This is a genomic window from Pseudomonas sp. YuFO8 (assembly GCF_035065025.1).
Classification (GTDB): Bacteria; Pseudomonadota; Gammaproteobacteria; order Pseudomonadales; family Pseudomonadaceae; genus Aquipseudomonas; species Aquipseudomonas putida_AE.
Map to the genome: position 1 here is coordinate 1 of NZ_JAXDEQ010000071.1, position 13,479 is coordinate 13,479.

Here is a 13,479-nt window from a genome sequence, read left to right on the forward strand (position 1 = left end):
ATGAATCCATGGTTTTCCACGGACCTGTAGGAGCTGGCTTGCCAGCGAAGAGGCCCAAAAGACCAGCGCAATACCCAAGACCGCCTTCGCCGGCAAGCCGGGCTCCTACAATGTTTTGTGTTAGACATGAATCCATGGTTTTCCACGGACCTGTAGGAGCTGGCTTGCCAGCGAAGAAACCCGAGAGACTAGCGCAATACCCAAGACCGCCTTCGCCGGCAAGCCGGGCTCCTACAATGTTTTGTGTTAGACATGAATCCGTGGATTTCCACCGACCTGTAGGAGCTGGCTTGCCAGCGAAGAGGCCCGAAAGACCAGCGCAATACCCAAGACCGCCTTCGCCGGCAAGCCGGGCTCCTACAATGTTTTGTGTTGGATATGAATCCATGGTTTTCCACGGACCTGTAGGAGCTGGCTTGCCAGCGAAGAGGCCCGAAAAACCAGCGCAATACTCAACACCGCCTTCGCCGGCAAGCCGGGCTCCTACAATGTTTTGTGTTAGACATGAATCCGTGGATATCTTCGGACCTGTAGGAGCTGGCTTGCCAGCGAAGAGGCCCGAAAAACCAGCGCAATATTCAAGGCCGCCTTCGCCGGCAAGCCGGGCTCCTACAATGTTTTGTGTAGGGCACGAATCCGTGGTTTTCCACGGACCTGTAGGAGCTGGCTTGCCAGCGAAGAAGCCCGAAAGACCAGCGCAATACTCAAGGCCGCCTTCGCCGGCAAGCCAGACTCCTACAATGTTTTGTGTTAGACATGAATTCGTGGATGTCTTCGGACCTGTAGGAGCTGGCTTGCCAGCGAAGAGGCCCGAAAAACCAGCGCAATACCCAAGACCGCCTTCGCCGGCAAGCCGGGCTCCTACAATGTTTTGTGTTAGACATGAACCCGTGGATTTCCACCGACCTGTAGGAGCTGGCTTGCCAGCGAAGAGGCCCGAAAGACCAGCGCAATACCCAAGGCCGCCTTCGCCGGCAAGCCGGGCTCCTACAATGTTTTGTGTTGGGCATGAATCCGTGGTTGTCTTCGGACCTGTAGGAGCTGGCTTGCCAGCGAAGAGGCCCGAAAGACCAGCGCAAAACTCAACACCGCCTTCGCCGGCAAGCCGGGCTCCTACAATGTTGTGTGTTGGCCATGAATCCATGGTTTTCCACGGACCTGTAGGAGCTGGCTTGCCAGCGAAGAGGCCCGAGAGACCAGCGCAATACCCAAGACCGCCTTCGCCGGCAAGCCGGGCCCCTACAATGTTTTGTGTTGGGCATGAATCCGTGGTTGTCTTCGGACCTGACCTGCCGAAGGCTGCGATCTGTTGATCTTGATCCCCAACCTTGCCCCAACCTCTGCCCAATGCTAAACCTTGTACAAGAAGGTTTGCCAATGACAAGGAAGCCATGACATGTCAGTCGTTACAGAAATCTCGCCGGACGGGAAAAAGCTGACGATATCGATCAAGGGGCGATTCGATTTCGCCAAGCATCAGGAATTTCGAAAATCCTACGAAGAGCAGAACCTCTCAAAGGTCGTGGTCGATCTGAAAGAAGCCACCTACCTCGACAGCTCCGCCCTGGGCATGCTGCTGCTCTTGCGTGACCATGCCGGTGGCGACGATTCCGACATTCGCGTGGTCAACAGCAGTTCCGATGTGAGGAAAATCCTCGCCATTTCCAACTTCGACAAGCTGTTCGACATCAGTTGACCACCGTGCAGGTGGTACTCGAACCGCTGACGATCCTGATCGCCGAGGACAGCGCGGCCGACCGCATGCTGTTGTCGAGCATCGTCCGCCGCCAGGGGCATCAAGTGCTGACGGCCGCCAACGGCGCCGAAGCGGTTGACGTGTTTCGCCAGCAACGCCCGCAACTGGTGTTGATGGACGCGATGATGCCGGTGATGGATGGCTTCGAGGCGGCGGCGCACATCAAGGAACTGGCCGGGGAAACCCTGGTGCCCATCATCTTCCTCACCTCGCTGTCGGAAAGCCAGGCGTTGGCCCGCTGCCTGGAGGTGGGCGGTGACGATTTTCTGGCAAAACCCTACAACCAGGTGATCCTCGCCGCCAAGATCAAGGCGATGGACCGCTTGCGGCGTCTGCAGGCCACTGTCTTGCAGCAGCGCGACCAGATCGCCAGGCACCACGAATATCTGCTTAACGAGCAGCGGGTGGCCAAGGCGGTGTTCGACAAGGTGGCCCATTCCGGCTGCCTGAATGCCGCCAATATCCGCTACCTGCAATCGCCCTATGCATTGTTCAACGGCGACCTGCTGTTGGCCGCGTTCACCCCGGCAGGGGACATGCATGTCTTGCTCGGCGATTTCACCGGCCATGGCCTGCCTGCTGCCGTTGGCGCCATGCCCCTGGCCGAAGTCTTCTACGGCATGACCGCCAAGGGTTACGGCCTCGCCGAAACCCTGCGCGAGATGAATGCCAAGCTCAAGCGCATCCTGCCGGTGGACATGTTCTGCTGCGCGACGATGCTGTGCCTGGGTTTCCAGAGCCGCTCGCTGGAGGTCTGGAACGGCGGCATGCCGGACGGCTACCTGCACAGCATTGCCAGCGGGGCGCGTACGCCACTGACGGCGCGGCATTTACCGCTGGGTGTACTGAGCCCGCAAACCTTCGATGATCGGACCGAAGTGTTCCCGATGGCCATGGGTGACCGGGTGTTCCTGATGTCCGACGGGGTGATCGACACCTGCGATGCCGATGATCAGCTGTTTGGTGAGCAGCGTTTGCTGCAGGTATTTGCCGCCAATCGTCAGCCCGACACCTTGTTCGAGGACATCGAGCAGGCGCTTCGGGACTTTCAAGGGATAACGCGCGACGATGTCAGCATGGTCGAGGTCATCCTGGCGCCACCCGTGCATGCGAGTCCGCCGGTGCCGGTCTATTCCGACAGCGGCCAGTCCTGTCCCCTGGACTGGTCGGCCAGTTTCGAATTTCGCGCCGCGACCCTCAAGCGCTTCAACCCGTTGCCCTATCTGTTGCAATTGCTCCAGGAAGTGCACGGCCTGCGGGCGCAGAGCGGGGCACTGTACAGTGTGCTGGCGGAGCTGTACTCCAATGCCCTGGAGCACGGGGTATTGGGCCTGGACTCCAGCCTCAAGCGCGATGTGTCGGGTTTTACCCGCTATTATCAACAACGCAATGCACGCTTGGACGAGCTGCAGGACGGTTATGTGCGGGTGCATTTGCAAGTTACGCCAGAGGGCGAGGGTGGTTGCCTGGCGATTCGCGTCGAGGACAGCGGCAAGGGCTTCGATGTCGGGCGGGTGCTGGAGCGCCCGGTCGATCCTGTCCGTCTGTCCGGGCGCGGCATCAGCCTGATCCGTCAGTTGGGTCAAAATGCATGCTGGTCCGACGACGGTCGCAGTGCCCGCGTGGAGTTTTACTGGAAGGCTCTGGCATAATCCGAAGATTCTTGATCAAGGAGCGAACAAGTGACTGACGAACATCTGGACCTGGACGCGCTGAGCGCGTTGCGCGAGGTCATGGAGGACGAGTATCCGAAATTGCTGGATACCTTTCTCACCGATTCCGAAGAGCGCCTTGGATTGTTGCGCAAGGCGCAGCAGGGCGCGCAACTGATAGAAGAGGCTCACAGCTTCAAAGGCAGCAGCCTCAATATGGGGGCCGTCAGGCTCGCCGAGCTGTGTGGCCAGCTTGAAAAGAGCGCCAACAGCCTGTCTTCCCTGGATATCAGTGAACTGATCGCCAAAATCGATGGTGAGTTCGCCTTTGTGCGACCTCTTTACCAGGCTGAGCGGCAGCGGTCCCTGGCGGAAAACTGAGGCCCAGGACGCTTTTCGTCGGCATCGAGCGAAACTGGCTCGCCCCTTGCAATCAATTCTTCAACTGTACCTACGATCCCAGTGCAGCGGAGACCGTTAAATGCCCCTTACGCCCCAATCACTGCTGCTGGCCGCTACTCAGGCCAAGAGCAAGACCGTCTCCGCCCCTGCCGCCACAGTGGCCGCCGAGCCCATGGACAAGGCCTCCAGCTTCTCTCAGGTGTATGCCAGGCAGGCTCGGAACACGTCCGTAGCCGCTGAAGCACCTGCGAAACCAGCGCGTGACAAGGTCGAAGATAGCGTCGGTCAAAAGGATGATAACGCTGCCGCCGAGAAGCCCGCCGTTGCCGATAGCGGCAAAGGCTTGCCCGCCGATAAACCGACGCAAGACGACAAGCAGGCCGACGCCGATTCGACGGATGCCGGTCAGGCAGCGATCGCCGATGCGGTGCCTGTCGACCCTGCCTCGGTGCCTGTGGTCGCGGCGCCTGTTGTGGCTGAGCAGCCACCCGTTGAAGCGATTGTTGCAGCGGTCGTCCCGCCAGCAGTCCCCGCCATCGACACCGGTTTCGATCCCGAAGCCGACCCGCTCGACGCCTTGCCAGCCCTGCGCATGGCCATGGAGCAGAGCGGGCATGTCTCGGCCTCGAGCCAGGCAGCCAAGTCGGCACCGACCCAGGCCGACGGCGAGCCGACTTCGGCGCAGACCTTTGCCGCCGGCATGGCGAACATGCTCGATGTGCAGGCCGACCAGGACAGCACCAGCCAGGGTGGCGAAAAAGCCTTCAGTGGCCTGATCGATGCGGGCCTCAAGGACCTCACGTCGGCCAGCAGCGATACCCGGGTCGACGATTTCGCCAACCGACTGGCGGCACTGACCCAGGCGGCCACGCCGAAAACCGCCAACGCCGTGCCGGTCAACCAGCCCATCGCGATGCATCAGAGCGGCTGGACCGAAGAAGTGGTGAACCGGGTCATGTACCTGTCCAGCGCCAACCTCAAGGCGGCCGACATCCAGTTGCAGCCGGCCGAACTCGGCCGCCTCGACATTCGGGTGAACATGGTGCCCGACCAGCAGACCCAGGTGACCTTCATGAGCGCCCATCCGGGTGTGCGGGAAGCGCTGGACGGCCAGATGCATCGCCTGCGCGACATGTTCGCCCAGCAGGGCATGGGCCAGGTGGACGTCAATGTGTCCGACCAGTCCCGCGGTTCGCAGGATCAGGGGCAGCAACAGCAGGCGCAGAGCGGGCGTGCCAGTGCCGGCGGTGGACGTCTGGATGCCATGGATGACGAGATCGCGCCGAGCGTGACCGAAGTGGCCGCAACGGCTACCCGGGTGATCGGCTCCAGTGCCGTCGACTACTACGCCTGATTCGCGATGCTCCTAAAAGATCGCAGCCTGCGGCAGCTCCTACAGGGGAATGTGTACACCCTGTAGGAGCTGCCGCAGGCTGCGATCTTTTTTGTTTCTGGCATAACACTTGCTCTTGCCTTGCCGTGCGACTGTGAAAACCCGAATAGTGACGGATTATTGGCATGGCGAAGAGCGACGCAGCAGTAAAAGACCCCGCAACCAAAGGCAAACTCAAGCTGATCATCTTGATCGTGGTGGCGCTGCTGCTGGCCATCGGCCTGTCCGTTGGGGCGACCTGGTACTTCATGCACAGCGCCCAGAACAAGCCTGCCGTCGAAGCTGAAACCGCCCCTTCAGGCAAGCAGCCAGCGGTGTTCGAGCCGATGGCCCCGGCGTTCGTGGCCAACTACACCCAGAACGGTCGCCAACGCTACATGCAAGTGAGCATCACCATGCTCGCGCGCAACCAGGCGGATCTGGACGCGCTCAAGGTGCACATGCCCGTGATCCGCAACAACCTGGTGATGCTGTTCTCCGGTCAGGATTTCGCGACCCTCGCCTCGCCGGTCGGCCAGGAAATGTTGCGCCAGAAGGCCACGGCCAGCGTCCAGGAAGTGGCGCAGAAAGAGCTCGGCAAAGTGGTGATCGAACAGTTGCTTTTCACTAATTTCGTACTGCAGTAGGAACACGACATGGCCGTGCAGGACCTGCTGTCCCAGGATGAGATCGACGCGCTGCTGCATGGCGTCGACGATGGTCTGGTACAGACCGATATCGCTGCCGAACCCGGCACCGTCAAGAGCTACGACCTGACCAGCCAGGATCGCATCGTCCGTGGACGCATGCCGACCCTGGAAATGATCAACGAGCGTTTTGCCCGCTACACGCGCATCAGCATGTTCAACATGCTGCGCCGCTCGGCAGACGTGGCGGTCGGTGGCGTGCAGGTGATGAAGTTCGGCGAATACGTGCACTCGCTGTACGTGCCGACCAGTCTCAACCTGGTCAAGATCAAGCCGCTGCGCGGCACGGCGCTGTTCATCCTCGATGCCAAGCTGGTGTTCAAGCTGGTGGACAACTTCTTCGGCGGTGATGGCCGCCACGCCAAGATCGAAGGGCGTGAATTCACCCCGACCGAGCTGCGCGTGGTGCGCATGGTCCTGGAGCAGGCCTTCGTCGACTTGAAAGAGGCCTGGCAGGCGATCATGGAAGTGAACTTCGAGTACATCAACTCGGAAGTAAACCCGGCCATGGCCAACATCGTCGGCCCGAGCGAGGCCATCGTGGTGTCGACCTTCCACATCGAACTCGATGGCGGTGGCGGCGACCTGCACGTGACCATGCCTTACTCGATGATCGAGCCGGTGCGCGAAATGCTCGATGCCGGCTTCCAGTCCGATCTCGACGACCAGGACGAGCGTTGGGTCAACGCCTTGCGCCAGGACGTGATGGACGTCGACGTACCGATCAACGCCACGGTCGCCCGTCGCCAGTTGAAGCTGCGCGACATCCTGCACATGCAGCCGGGGGATGTGATCCCGGTGGACATGCAGGAAGAACTGGTCATGCGCGCCAACGGCGTGCCGGCCTTCAAGGTCAAGATGGGCTCGCACAAGGGTAACCTTGCGCTGCAGGTTATCGAGCCGATCGAGCGTCGTTGAGGCGGCGCCACTCCCCCTATTAATTGACTCTTCTGACTGAAGAGTTGTTCGCCGAGGACAAATGATGGCTGACCACATGAATACCCAGGACGACCAGGCACTGGCTGATGAGTGGGCTGCGGCCCTGGAAGAAGCCGGTGACGCCGGCCAGGCCGATATCGACGCCTTGCTGGCCGCCGATGCGGGTCGTTCCTCGTCCAATCGCCTGCCCATGGAAGAATTCGGCAGCGTGCCGAGGAGCAACGAACCGGTGAGCCTGGAAGGCCCGAACCTGGACGTGATCCTCGACATCCCGGTGTCGATCTCCATGGAAGTCGGCAGCACCGACATCAACATCCGTAACCTGTTGCAGCTCAACCAGGGCTCGGTCATCGAGCTCGATCGCCTGGCCGGTGAACCGCTGGACGTGCTGGTCAACGGCACCCTCATCGCCCATGGCGAAGTGGTGGTGGTCAACGAGAAGTTCGGCATCCGCCTGACCGACGTGATCAGCCCAAGCGAACGCATCAAGAAGCTGCGCTGAGTGAAAAGGCTTTTGGGATTGTTCTTGGGGCTGGCGCTGGTCTTGCCCTGCAGTGTGCTGGCCGCCGAGCCTGTCGCCAATGCCGCCGCCGCGCCTGTGGCCAGCAGCGGCGTGGCCGGGCAGTTGACACAACTGGTGTTTGGTTTGTTGCTGGTGCTGGGGCTGATTTTCTTCCTCGCCTGGCTCTTGCGCCGGGTGCAACAGGCCGGGCCGGCGGGCAAGGGGCAGGTGATCGAGCTGATCGGTTCCCGCGCGCTGGGGCCCCGTGATCGCCTGATGCTGGTGCAGGTCGGCAACGAGCAGATCCTGCTCGGCCTGAGCCCGGGCACCATCACGGCGCTGCATGTGCTCAAGGAGCCGGTGCAGGTGCCGAGCGCGACCGAGAAAGCCACCCCGGAGTTCGCCCAGCGCCTGATGGAGCTGATGGGCAAGGATCAGAAGGATAAGAAGTAATGGCTGCGCTGCGCATCATCCTGACGCTGGCCCTGATGCTGGCCGCGCCGCTGGCGATCGCCGCCGATCCATTGTCGATCCCGGCCATCACGCTCGGCACCAATGCCGAGGGCGCCCAGGAATATTCGGTCAGCCTGCAGATCCTGCTGATCATGACCGCGCTGAGTTTCATCCCGGCGTTCGTCATGCTGATGACCAGTTTCACTCGCATCATCATTGTCTTCTCGATCCTGCGCCAGGCCCTGGGCTTGCAGCAGACGCCGTCGAACCAGATCCTCACCGGCATGGCGCTGTTCCTCACCCTGTTCATCATGGCGCCGGTGTTCGACCGGGTGAACCAGGATGCCTTGCAACCTTACCTCGCGGAAAAAATGACCGCCCAGGATGCCGTGGCCAAGGCCCAGGTGCCGATCAAGGACTTCATGCTGGCCCAGACGCGCACCAGTGACCTGGAGCTGTTCATGCGCCTGTCCAAGCGCACCGACATCGCCACGCCGGATCAGGCGCCGCTGACCATCCTGGTGCCGGCGTTCGTCACCTCGGAACTCAAGACCGCGTTCCAGATCGGCTTCATGATCTTCATCCCGTTCCTGATCATCGACCTGGTCGTGGCCAGCGTGCTGATGGCGATGGGCATGATGATGCTCTCGCCGCTGATCATTTCCCTGCCGTTCAAGATCATGCTGTTCGTGCTGGTCGATGGCTGGGCCCTGATCATCGGCACCCTCGCCAGCAGCTTCGGCGGTGTGTCGCCATGACGCCTGAAGTCGCCGTCGACATCTTTCGCGAAGCATTGTGGCTGACCACCCTGATGGTCGCGGTGCTGGTGATTCCGAGCCTGCTCGTGGGGCTGCTGGTGGCGATGTTCCAGGCCGCCACCCAGATCAACGAACAGACCTTGAGTTTCCTGCCGCGCCTGCTGGTGATGCTGGTGACGCTGATCGTCGCCGGCCCCTGGCTGGTGCAGACCTTCATGGAATACATCCTGCAGTTGTACGGCAGCATTCCGCAGGTCATCGGCTAGACCATGTCGTCGCTGCTGCAGCTGACCGATACCCAGATCAGCACCTGGGTGGCGACCTTCATGTTGCCGCTGTTTCGCGTCGGCGCCTTGCTGATGGTCATGCCGGTGTTTGGCACCGCCCTGGTGCCCAAGCGCATCCGCCTGTACTTCGCCCTGGCCATCACCGTGGTCATCGCCCCGGGCCTGCCGCCGATGCCGCCGGTGAATGCGCTGGACCTGAGCGGGCTGCTGCTGATTGCCGAGCAGATCCTCGTCGGCGCGATCCTGGGGTTCTCCCTGCAACTGTTCTTCCAGGCCTTCGTGGTGGCGGGGCAGATCGTCGCGATCCAGATGGGCATGGGCTTCGCCTCGATGGTCGACCCCACCAACGGCGTGTCGGTGGCAGTGATCGGACAGTTCTTCACCATGCTGGTGACGCTGCTGTTCCTCTCCATGAACGGCCACTTGGTGGTGTTCGAGGTGCTGACCGAGAGCTTCACCACGTTGCCGGTCGGTAGCGGCCTGATGGTCAACCACTACTGGGAGCTGGCCGGCAAGCTCGGCTGGGTGCTCGGCGCGGCGCTGCTGCTGGTGCTGCCGGCGATCACCGCGCTGTTGGTGGTCAACATCGCATTTGGCGTGATGACCCGGGCGGCGCCGCAACTGAACATTTTCTCCATCGGCTTCCCGCTGACCCTGGTGCTCGGCATGTTCATCCTCTGGGTCGGGCTGGCGGACATTCTCAACCAGTATCAACCGCTGGCTTCCGAGGCCCTGCAGTTTTTACGCGAACTGGCACAGGCGCGCTAAGGCATGGCTGAGAGCGAAAGCGGTCAGGACAAGACAGAAGACCCCACGGAGAAAAAGAAAAAGGACGCCCGTGAGAAAGGCGAGATCGCCCGTTCCAAGGAGCTCAATACCCTGGCGATCATGCTCGCCGGCGCCGGTGCGCTGCTGATCTTCGGGGGTGCCCTGGCCCAGGACATGATGGACCTGATGCGCCTGAATTTTTCCCTGTCCCGCGAGGTGGTGCTGGACCAGCGGGCGATGGGCACTTACCTGCTGCACTCGGGGCAGATCGCCTTGCTGGCGGTTCAACCGGTGATGATCACCTTGCTGCTGGCGGCGATCATCGGCCCGATTTCCCTTGGTGGCTGGCTGTTCTCCGCCGGCACCATGGCGCCCAAGTTCAGCCGCATGAACCCCGGTGCGGGGCTCAAGCGCATGTTCTCGGCCAAGGCCCTGACCGAACTGCTCAAGGCCTTGGCCAAGTTCTTCATCGTCCTGTTCGTGGCCCTGGCGGTGTTGACGGCGGACATCGACGACCTGCTGCGCATCGCCCACGAACCCCTGGACCGCGCCATCACCCACAGCCTGCAAGTGGTCGGCTGGAGCACCCTGTGGATGGCCTGCGGGCTGATCATCATCGCCGCCGTCGACGTGCCGATCCAGATCTGGGAAAGCATCAAGAAGCTGAAGATGACCAAGCAGGAAATCCGCGACGAGCACAAGGACCAGGAAGGGCGGCCGGAAGTCAAGCAACGGATCCGCCAGCTGCAGCGCGAAATGTCCCAGCGCCGGATGATGGCGGCGGTGCCCGATGCCGACGTGGTCATCACCAACCCGACCCACTACGCCGTGGCCCTCAAGTACGACCCGGACAAGAGCGGGGCGCCCATGCTGATCGCCAAGGGCAGCGACTTCCTGGCCCTGAAAATCCGAGAGATCGCGGCGGCCAACGAGATCCTGCTGCTGGAGTCGCCGGCGCTGGCGCGGTCGATCTACTACTCCACCGAGCTTGAACAGGAAATCCCTGGCGGCCTGTACCTCGCCGTCGCCCAGGTACTGGCCTACGTGTACCAGATTCGCCAATACCGCGCCGGCAAGGGCAAGCGCCCGGATCCGCTCAAGGACGACCTGCCGATCCCGCCGGATTTGCGTCGCGATTCCTGATAACCCCATTCAGCCAACACACAAAACCCTGTGGGAGCGGGCTTGCCCGCGAAGGTGGAGTGTCAGGCACCATCAATGCCTCTGACACACCCTCTTCGCGAGCAAGCCCGCTCCCACAGGTCTTGCGCCATGACTGAATCCGTCACTGCCCCAGCGGATCGGTATTATCCAGCGCACGACTCACTGCCAGTTCCGCCAGCATGATGATCTGCTGAAACCCCAGCATCGTATTGCGTTGCGACGTATGTTTAAAGTCGAAAAGATCGCGAAACCTCTGTCTCAATTCTCCACCAAACATCTGTCCCTTTCGTTTACCTTTGTCCCCTTCTTAGCCAATCGGGTAAAGAAATCTCTCCGCGTTCTTGCGCTTGCCTTACTGAGGTCATCACGCTTGCATGTTCTGTTCTTATTATTCTTGAGAACTCTTCTTCTGTCTGTAGTCGATTCGGTCTAGCTGGATGTGTTGTTGTCTCCAAAGAGTTCTGACGATTATGTATATCGTCAGAAGACCAATTGGACGTTCGTCTATTGGAGGTTTGTGTGTTGAGAGGGGTTGACGTTCTTGCTTCGGTAACAATTTGTGCATCGCCAACAAATGGTGCGTTGGTTGGATGTTGTATTGGGTCGATTTTTGCTTCTGGTATAATTTTTTTTGTGGAAGTGTTTTCAGTTAGCGAAAGAAGTCTGTTCGTTTTTGAGTGTGGTATTGGTAAGTTAGCAGTGAGAGGGGGCATGAGTGCGTTGGTTTTTCTGGTTGCCTTTAACCAGCGTAAAGCCAATGACCTGACCCGTAACACTATCGCAAAGTGACCTGTAGGATCTGACTCGTTAATCGGCTCTCCTGCACAATACGCATACGAATTCAATCCACCCTTGTCAAACGGACTCAAACTGTCCGGACTATTAAAGCGCATCAAAAACGGATTAAACGCTCGATACCCATTCCCTAACAAATACCAACCGGTCACTCGATCCGGCCGCTCTCCGTTGAATCCAAGGAGGGTAAATAACCCGTTCCCGGCAGGGCGGTGGCCATAGGGTGAATAGGCGATGGGTCGTTGGGGTTGATTGGTCTTGAGCGTCTGCAACACCGAGCGCTGCTGATCAGTGGTCAGGAGTGTGGTATCGAGTGAACCGCCTTCCTTTTGCTGTTGCGCCAGCAGTTGGTCGCTGTGCTGAAATACCGAATACCGGTTCGCACCCTGAATCTCGGTGGCCAGTCGGCTTTTGCAATAAAAGCGCTGGTGCTCGGGCTCGTTTGGCAGTTCGTTGCTCGTCAGGCGGTCAAGCGCATCGTAGCTATATCGACAGAGCAGGGTTTCGCGTGGGGTTGCCATGTATGGACGCCTCGAAAGGTCGAAGGACTTGCGCCGAGTATCAGCGATTATGCAACGGGCGGGTACTAGCAGAACTGATAGGTTCGCGGTTGTAAGGTCGTGCGATTGAGGCCTTCATCGAGAGTCAACCATCGGATTTGCAGTGGAGGAAAAGGGAGGAAAAGGGGGGCGTGGAAAAGTAGGCGTGGCCCTCAAGTACGACCCGGACAAGAGCGGGGCGCCCATGCTGATCGCCAAGGGCAGCGACTTCCTGGCCCTGAAAATCCGTGAAATCGCGGCTGCTAACGAGATCCTGCTGCTGGAGTCTGGATAAATAAATCAGCCCCCTTTTTTCCTCGGAATGTACGTGAAGTGAGATGTTTTGATTTCGAAACTTTTTGTTTGAAGTGCATCGGAATAGGGGTTTGTTTCTAACATCATCTCCACAAGGTAGCCGGCGGCAGCTGAACTATATGGGCGTTTTTCGAGTGGCACTCCTGGGGCAAATACATTCTTTTCAGCGTCCATCAGTCTCTTCATGGAAAAAGGTCTTTCGGCGTTTTCCTTGGGTGTGCTTTTAATGTAGTTAAAAAGTTTATATCTCGCGCCACCTACTTTTGGGGCATCTGTCAAGTTTTGCATGGCTTGCCGCTGTGTTTCAAGTGTAGAGTCTTTTAAGAATTTCAAGTCCTGTGCGGCACTCGTTGATGATAGTGTCTCTAGTTTGTTCATTTTTGCTCGTGCATTTACAGCTTGTGTTGGCGTAATGCCTGGTTTTAACGCATGCCTTGCATCAGTGCTTCCTAGTAATATGGTATTGGTTCTTGCTACAACTTTTGCTTGTGCGCGCCGTCCCAAGATAACTACGCGTGAAAGTTGGCGGAGGATAGATACATGTCCATTTTGGTCGTATCGATTTACAGGGTCCCCCAGACAATACGCATACGAATTAAATCCGCCCTTGCCAAATGGGCTCCAACTATCCGGACTATTAAATCGCATCAAAACCGGATTAAACGCCCGATACCCATTCCCTAAAAAATACCACCCGGTGACCCCATCCAGCCATTCACCATTGAACCCAGGCAGGCTGAGTAAACCGTTCCCTGCAGGGCGGTGGCCATAGGGTGTATAGGCGATGGCCCGTTGTGGTTGATTGGTGTTGAGCGTATGCAAAACCGAGCGCTGCTGATCAGTGGTCAGGGGCGTGGTATCGAGTGAACCGCCTGCCTTCTGCTGTTGCGCCAGTAGTTGGTCGCCGTGCTGAAACGCCGAATACCGGTTCGCGCCCTGGATCTCCGTGGTCAGTCGGCTTTTGAAATAAAAGCGTTGGTGCTCGGGCTCGTTTGGCAGTTCGTTGCTCGTCAACCGGTCAAGCGCATCGTAGCTATATCGACAGAGCAGGGTTTCGCGTGGGGTTGCCA

General features: G+C 59.3%; 14 protein-coding genes and 2 pseudogenes. 13 read left to right on the forward strand and 3 right to left on the reverse strand.

What is annotated here, in order from left to right; translation table 11 throughout:
• Positions 1-1,396 precede the first annotated feature (1,396 nt).
• The 12 genes from SOP95_RS30715 to flhB all read left to right on the forward strand — a co-directional run bounded on the left by SOP95_RS30715 (position 1,397) and on the right by flhB (position 10,739).
• Complete coding sequence (locus tag SOP95_RS30715; RefSeq protein ID WP_323609420.1) at positions 1,397-1,696, forward strand: STAS domain-containing protein; 300 nt, start codon at positions 1,397-1,399, stop codon at positions 1,694-1,696.
• A gap of 5 nt (positions 1,697-1,701) precedes the next feature.
• Positions 1,702-3,408 carry an ATP-binding SpoIIE family protein phosphatase gene (locus tag SOP95_RS30720; protein WP_323609427.1) on the forward strand — a complete coding sequence of 569 codons (1,707 nt, stop codon included), beginning with the start codon at positions 1,702-1,704 and terminating at the stop codon, positions 3,406-3,408.
• Between the two features lie 30 nt (positions 3,409-3,438).
• On the forward strand, positions 3,439-3,789 hold the full coding sequence (locus SOP95_RS30725) for an Hpt domain-containing protein (RefSeq protein ID WP_274074851.1): 351 nt from the start codon (positions 3,439-3,441) through the stop codon (positions 3,787-3,789).
• A gap of 100 nt (positions 3,790-3,889) precedes the next feature.
• Positions 3,890-5,164 carry a flagellar hook-length control protein FliK gene (locus SOP95_RS30730; protein ID WP_323609421.1) on the forward strand — a complete coding sequence of 425 codons (1,275 nt, stop codon included), beginning with the start codon at positions 3,890-3,892 and terminating at the stop codon, positions 5,162-5,164.
• A gap of 164 nt (positions 5,165-5,328) precedes the next feature.
• Positions 5,329-5,829, forward strand: a complete 501-nt coding sequence (fliL, locus tag SOP95_RS30735) for a flagellar basal body-associated protein FliL (protein ID WP_323609422.1) — start codon at positions 5,329-5,331, stop codon at positions 5,827-5,829.
• 9 nt (positions 5,830-5,838) lie between these two features.
• Positions 5,839-6,807 (forward strand): flagellar motor switch protein FliM, encoded by a 969-nt coding sequence (fliM, locus tag SOP95_RS30740; protein WP_020796965.1) that lies wholly within the window; start codon positions 5,839-5,841, stop codon positions 6,805-6,807.
• A gap of 64 nt (positions 6,808-6,871) precedes the next feature.
• Positions 6,872-7,330, forward strand: coding sequence for a flagellar motor switch protein FliN (gene fliN / locus SOP95_RS30745; RefSeq protein ID WP_274074854.1), 459 nt, complete (start codon positions 6,872-6,874; stop codon positions 7,328-7,330).
• Positions 7,331-7,783, forward strand: a complete 453-nt coding sequence (gene fliO, locus SOP95_RS30750; protein WP_274074855.1) for a flagellar biosynthetic protein FliO — start codon at positions 7,331-7,333, stop codon at positions 7,781-7,783.
• On the forward strand, positions 7,783-8,541 hold the full coding sequence (gene fliP / locus SOP95_RS30755) for a flagellar type III secretion system pore protein FliP (protein WP_274074856.1): 759 nt from the start codon (positions 7,783-7,785) through the stop codon (positions 8,539-8,541). The genes fliO and fliP overlap by 1 nt, the downstream gene beginning before the upstream one ends.
• The gene (gene fliQ, locus SOP95_RS30760) at positions 8,538-8,807 is read left to right on the forward strand and encodes a flagellar biosynthesis protein FliQ (RefSeq protein WP_046816911.1); all 270 of its coding nucleotides are present in this window, start codon (positions 8,538-8,540) and stop codon (positions 8,805-8,807) included. Before fliP ends, fliQ begins: the two co-directional genes overlap by 4 nt.
• A 3-nt stretch (positions 8,808-8,810) precedes the next feature.
• A complete protein-coding gene (gene fliR / locus SOP95_RS30765; protein WP_046816912.1) occupies positions 8,811-9,596 on the forward strand; it encodes a flagellar biosynthetic protein FliR in 786 nt (261 codons plus the stop codon).
• Positions 9,597-9,599: 3 nt separating this feature from the next.
• A complete protein-coding gene (gene flhB, locus SOP95_RS30770; protein ID WP_274074857.1) occupies positions 9,600-10,739 on the forward strand; it encodes a flagellar biosynthesis protein FlhB in 1,140 nt (379 codons plus the stop codon).
• A gap of 142 nt (positions 10,740-10,881) precedes the next feature.
• On the opposite strand, the pseudogene SOP95_RS32315 reads toward flhB, so the two are convergent.
• Together SOP95_RS32315 and SOP95_RS30780 are read right to left on the reverse strand one after the other, a co-directional pair.
• Positions 10,882-10,977 (reverse strand): annotated as a pseudogene (locus SOP95_RS32315) (DUF6124 family protein); the annotation flags it as partial.
• A gap of 73 nt (positions 10,978-11,050) precedes the next feature.
• Positions 11,051-12,076, reverse strand: a complete 1,026-nt coding sequence (locus SOP95_RS30780; RefSeq protein WP_323609425.1) for an RHS repeat-associated core domain-containing protein — start codon at positions 12,074-12,076, stop codon at positions 11,051-11,053.
• A gap of 184 nt (positions 12,077-12,260) precedes the next feature.
• Between SOP95_RS30780 and SOP95_RS30785 the strand changes: the two are divergent.
• Positions 12,261-12,383, forward strand: a pseudogene (locus SOP95_RS30785) (EscU/YscU/HrcU family type III secretion system export apparatus switch protein); the annotation flags it as partial.
• Positions 12,384-12,394: 11 nt separating this feature from the next.
• Here SOP95_RS30785 and SOP95_RS30790 read toward each other — a convergent pair.
• A partial coding sequence (locus SOP95_RS30790) for an RHS repeat-associated core domain-containing protein (RefSeq protein ID WP_323609426.1) occupies positions 12,395-13,479 on the reverse strand: 1,085 nt, incomplete at its 5' end.

Bases quoted from the DNA above. Each gene is read 5' to 3' on its own strand.
- SOP95_RS30715 (WP_323609420.1), top strand. From the start codon at position 1,397: ATGTCAGTCGTTACAGAAATCTCGCCGGACGGGAAAAAGCTGACGATA.
- SOP95_RS30730 (WP_323609421.1), top strand. From the start codon at position 3,890: ATGCCCCTTACGCCCCAATCACTGCTGCTGGCCGCTACTCAGGCCAAG.
- fliL (WP_323609422.1), top strand. From the start codon at position 5,329: ATGGCGAAGAGCGACGCAGCAGTAAAAGACCCCGCAACCAAAGGCAAA.
- fliM (WP_020796965.1), top strand. From the start codon at position 5,839: ATGGCCGTGCAGGACCTGCTGTCCCAGGATGAGATCGACGCGCTGCTG.
- fliN (WP_274074854.1), top strand. From the start codon at position 6,872: ATGGCTGACCACATGAATACCCAGGACGACCAGGCACTGGCTGATGAG.
- fliP (WP_274074856.1), top strand. From the start codon at position 7,783: ATGGCTGCGCTGCGCATCATCCTGACGCTGGCCCTGATGCTGGCCGCG.
- fliQ (WP_046816911.1), top strand. From the start codon at position 8,538: ATGACGCCTGAAGTCGCCGTCGACATCTTTCGCGAAGCATTGTGGCTG.
- fliR (WP_046816912.1), top strand. From the start codon at position 8,811: ATGTCGTCGCTGCTGCAGCTGACCGATACCCAGATCAGCACCTGGGTG.
- flhB (WP_274074857.1), top strand. From the start codon at position 9,600: ATGGCTGAGAGCGAAAGCGGTCAGGACAAGACAGAAGACCCCACGGAG.
- SOP95_RS30780 (WP_323609425.1), bottom strand. From the start codon at position 12,076: ATGGCAACCCCACGCGAAACCCTGCTCTGTCGATATAGCTACGATGCG.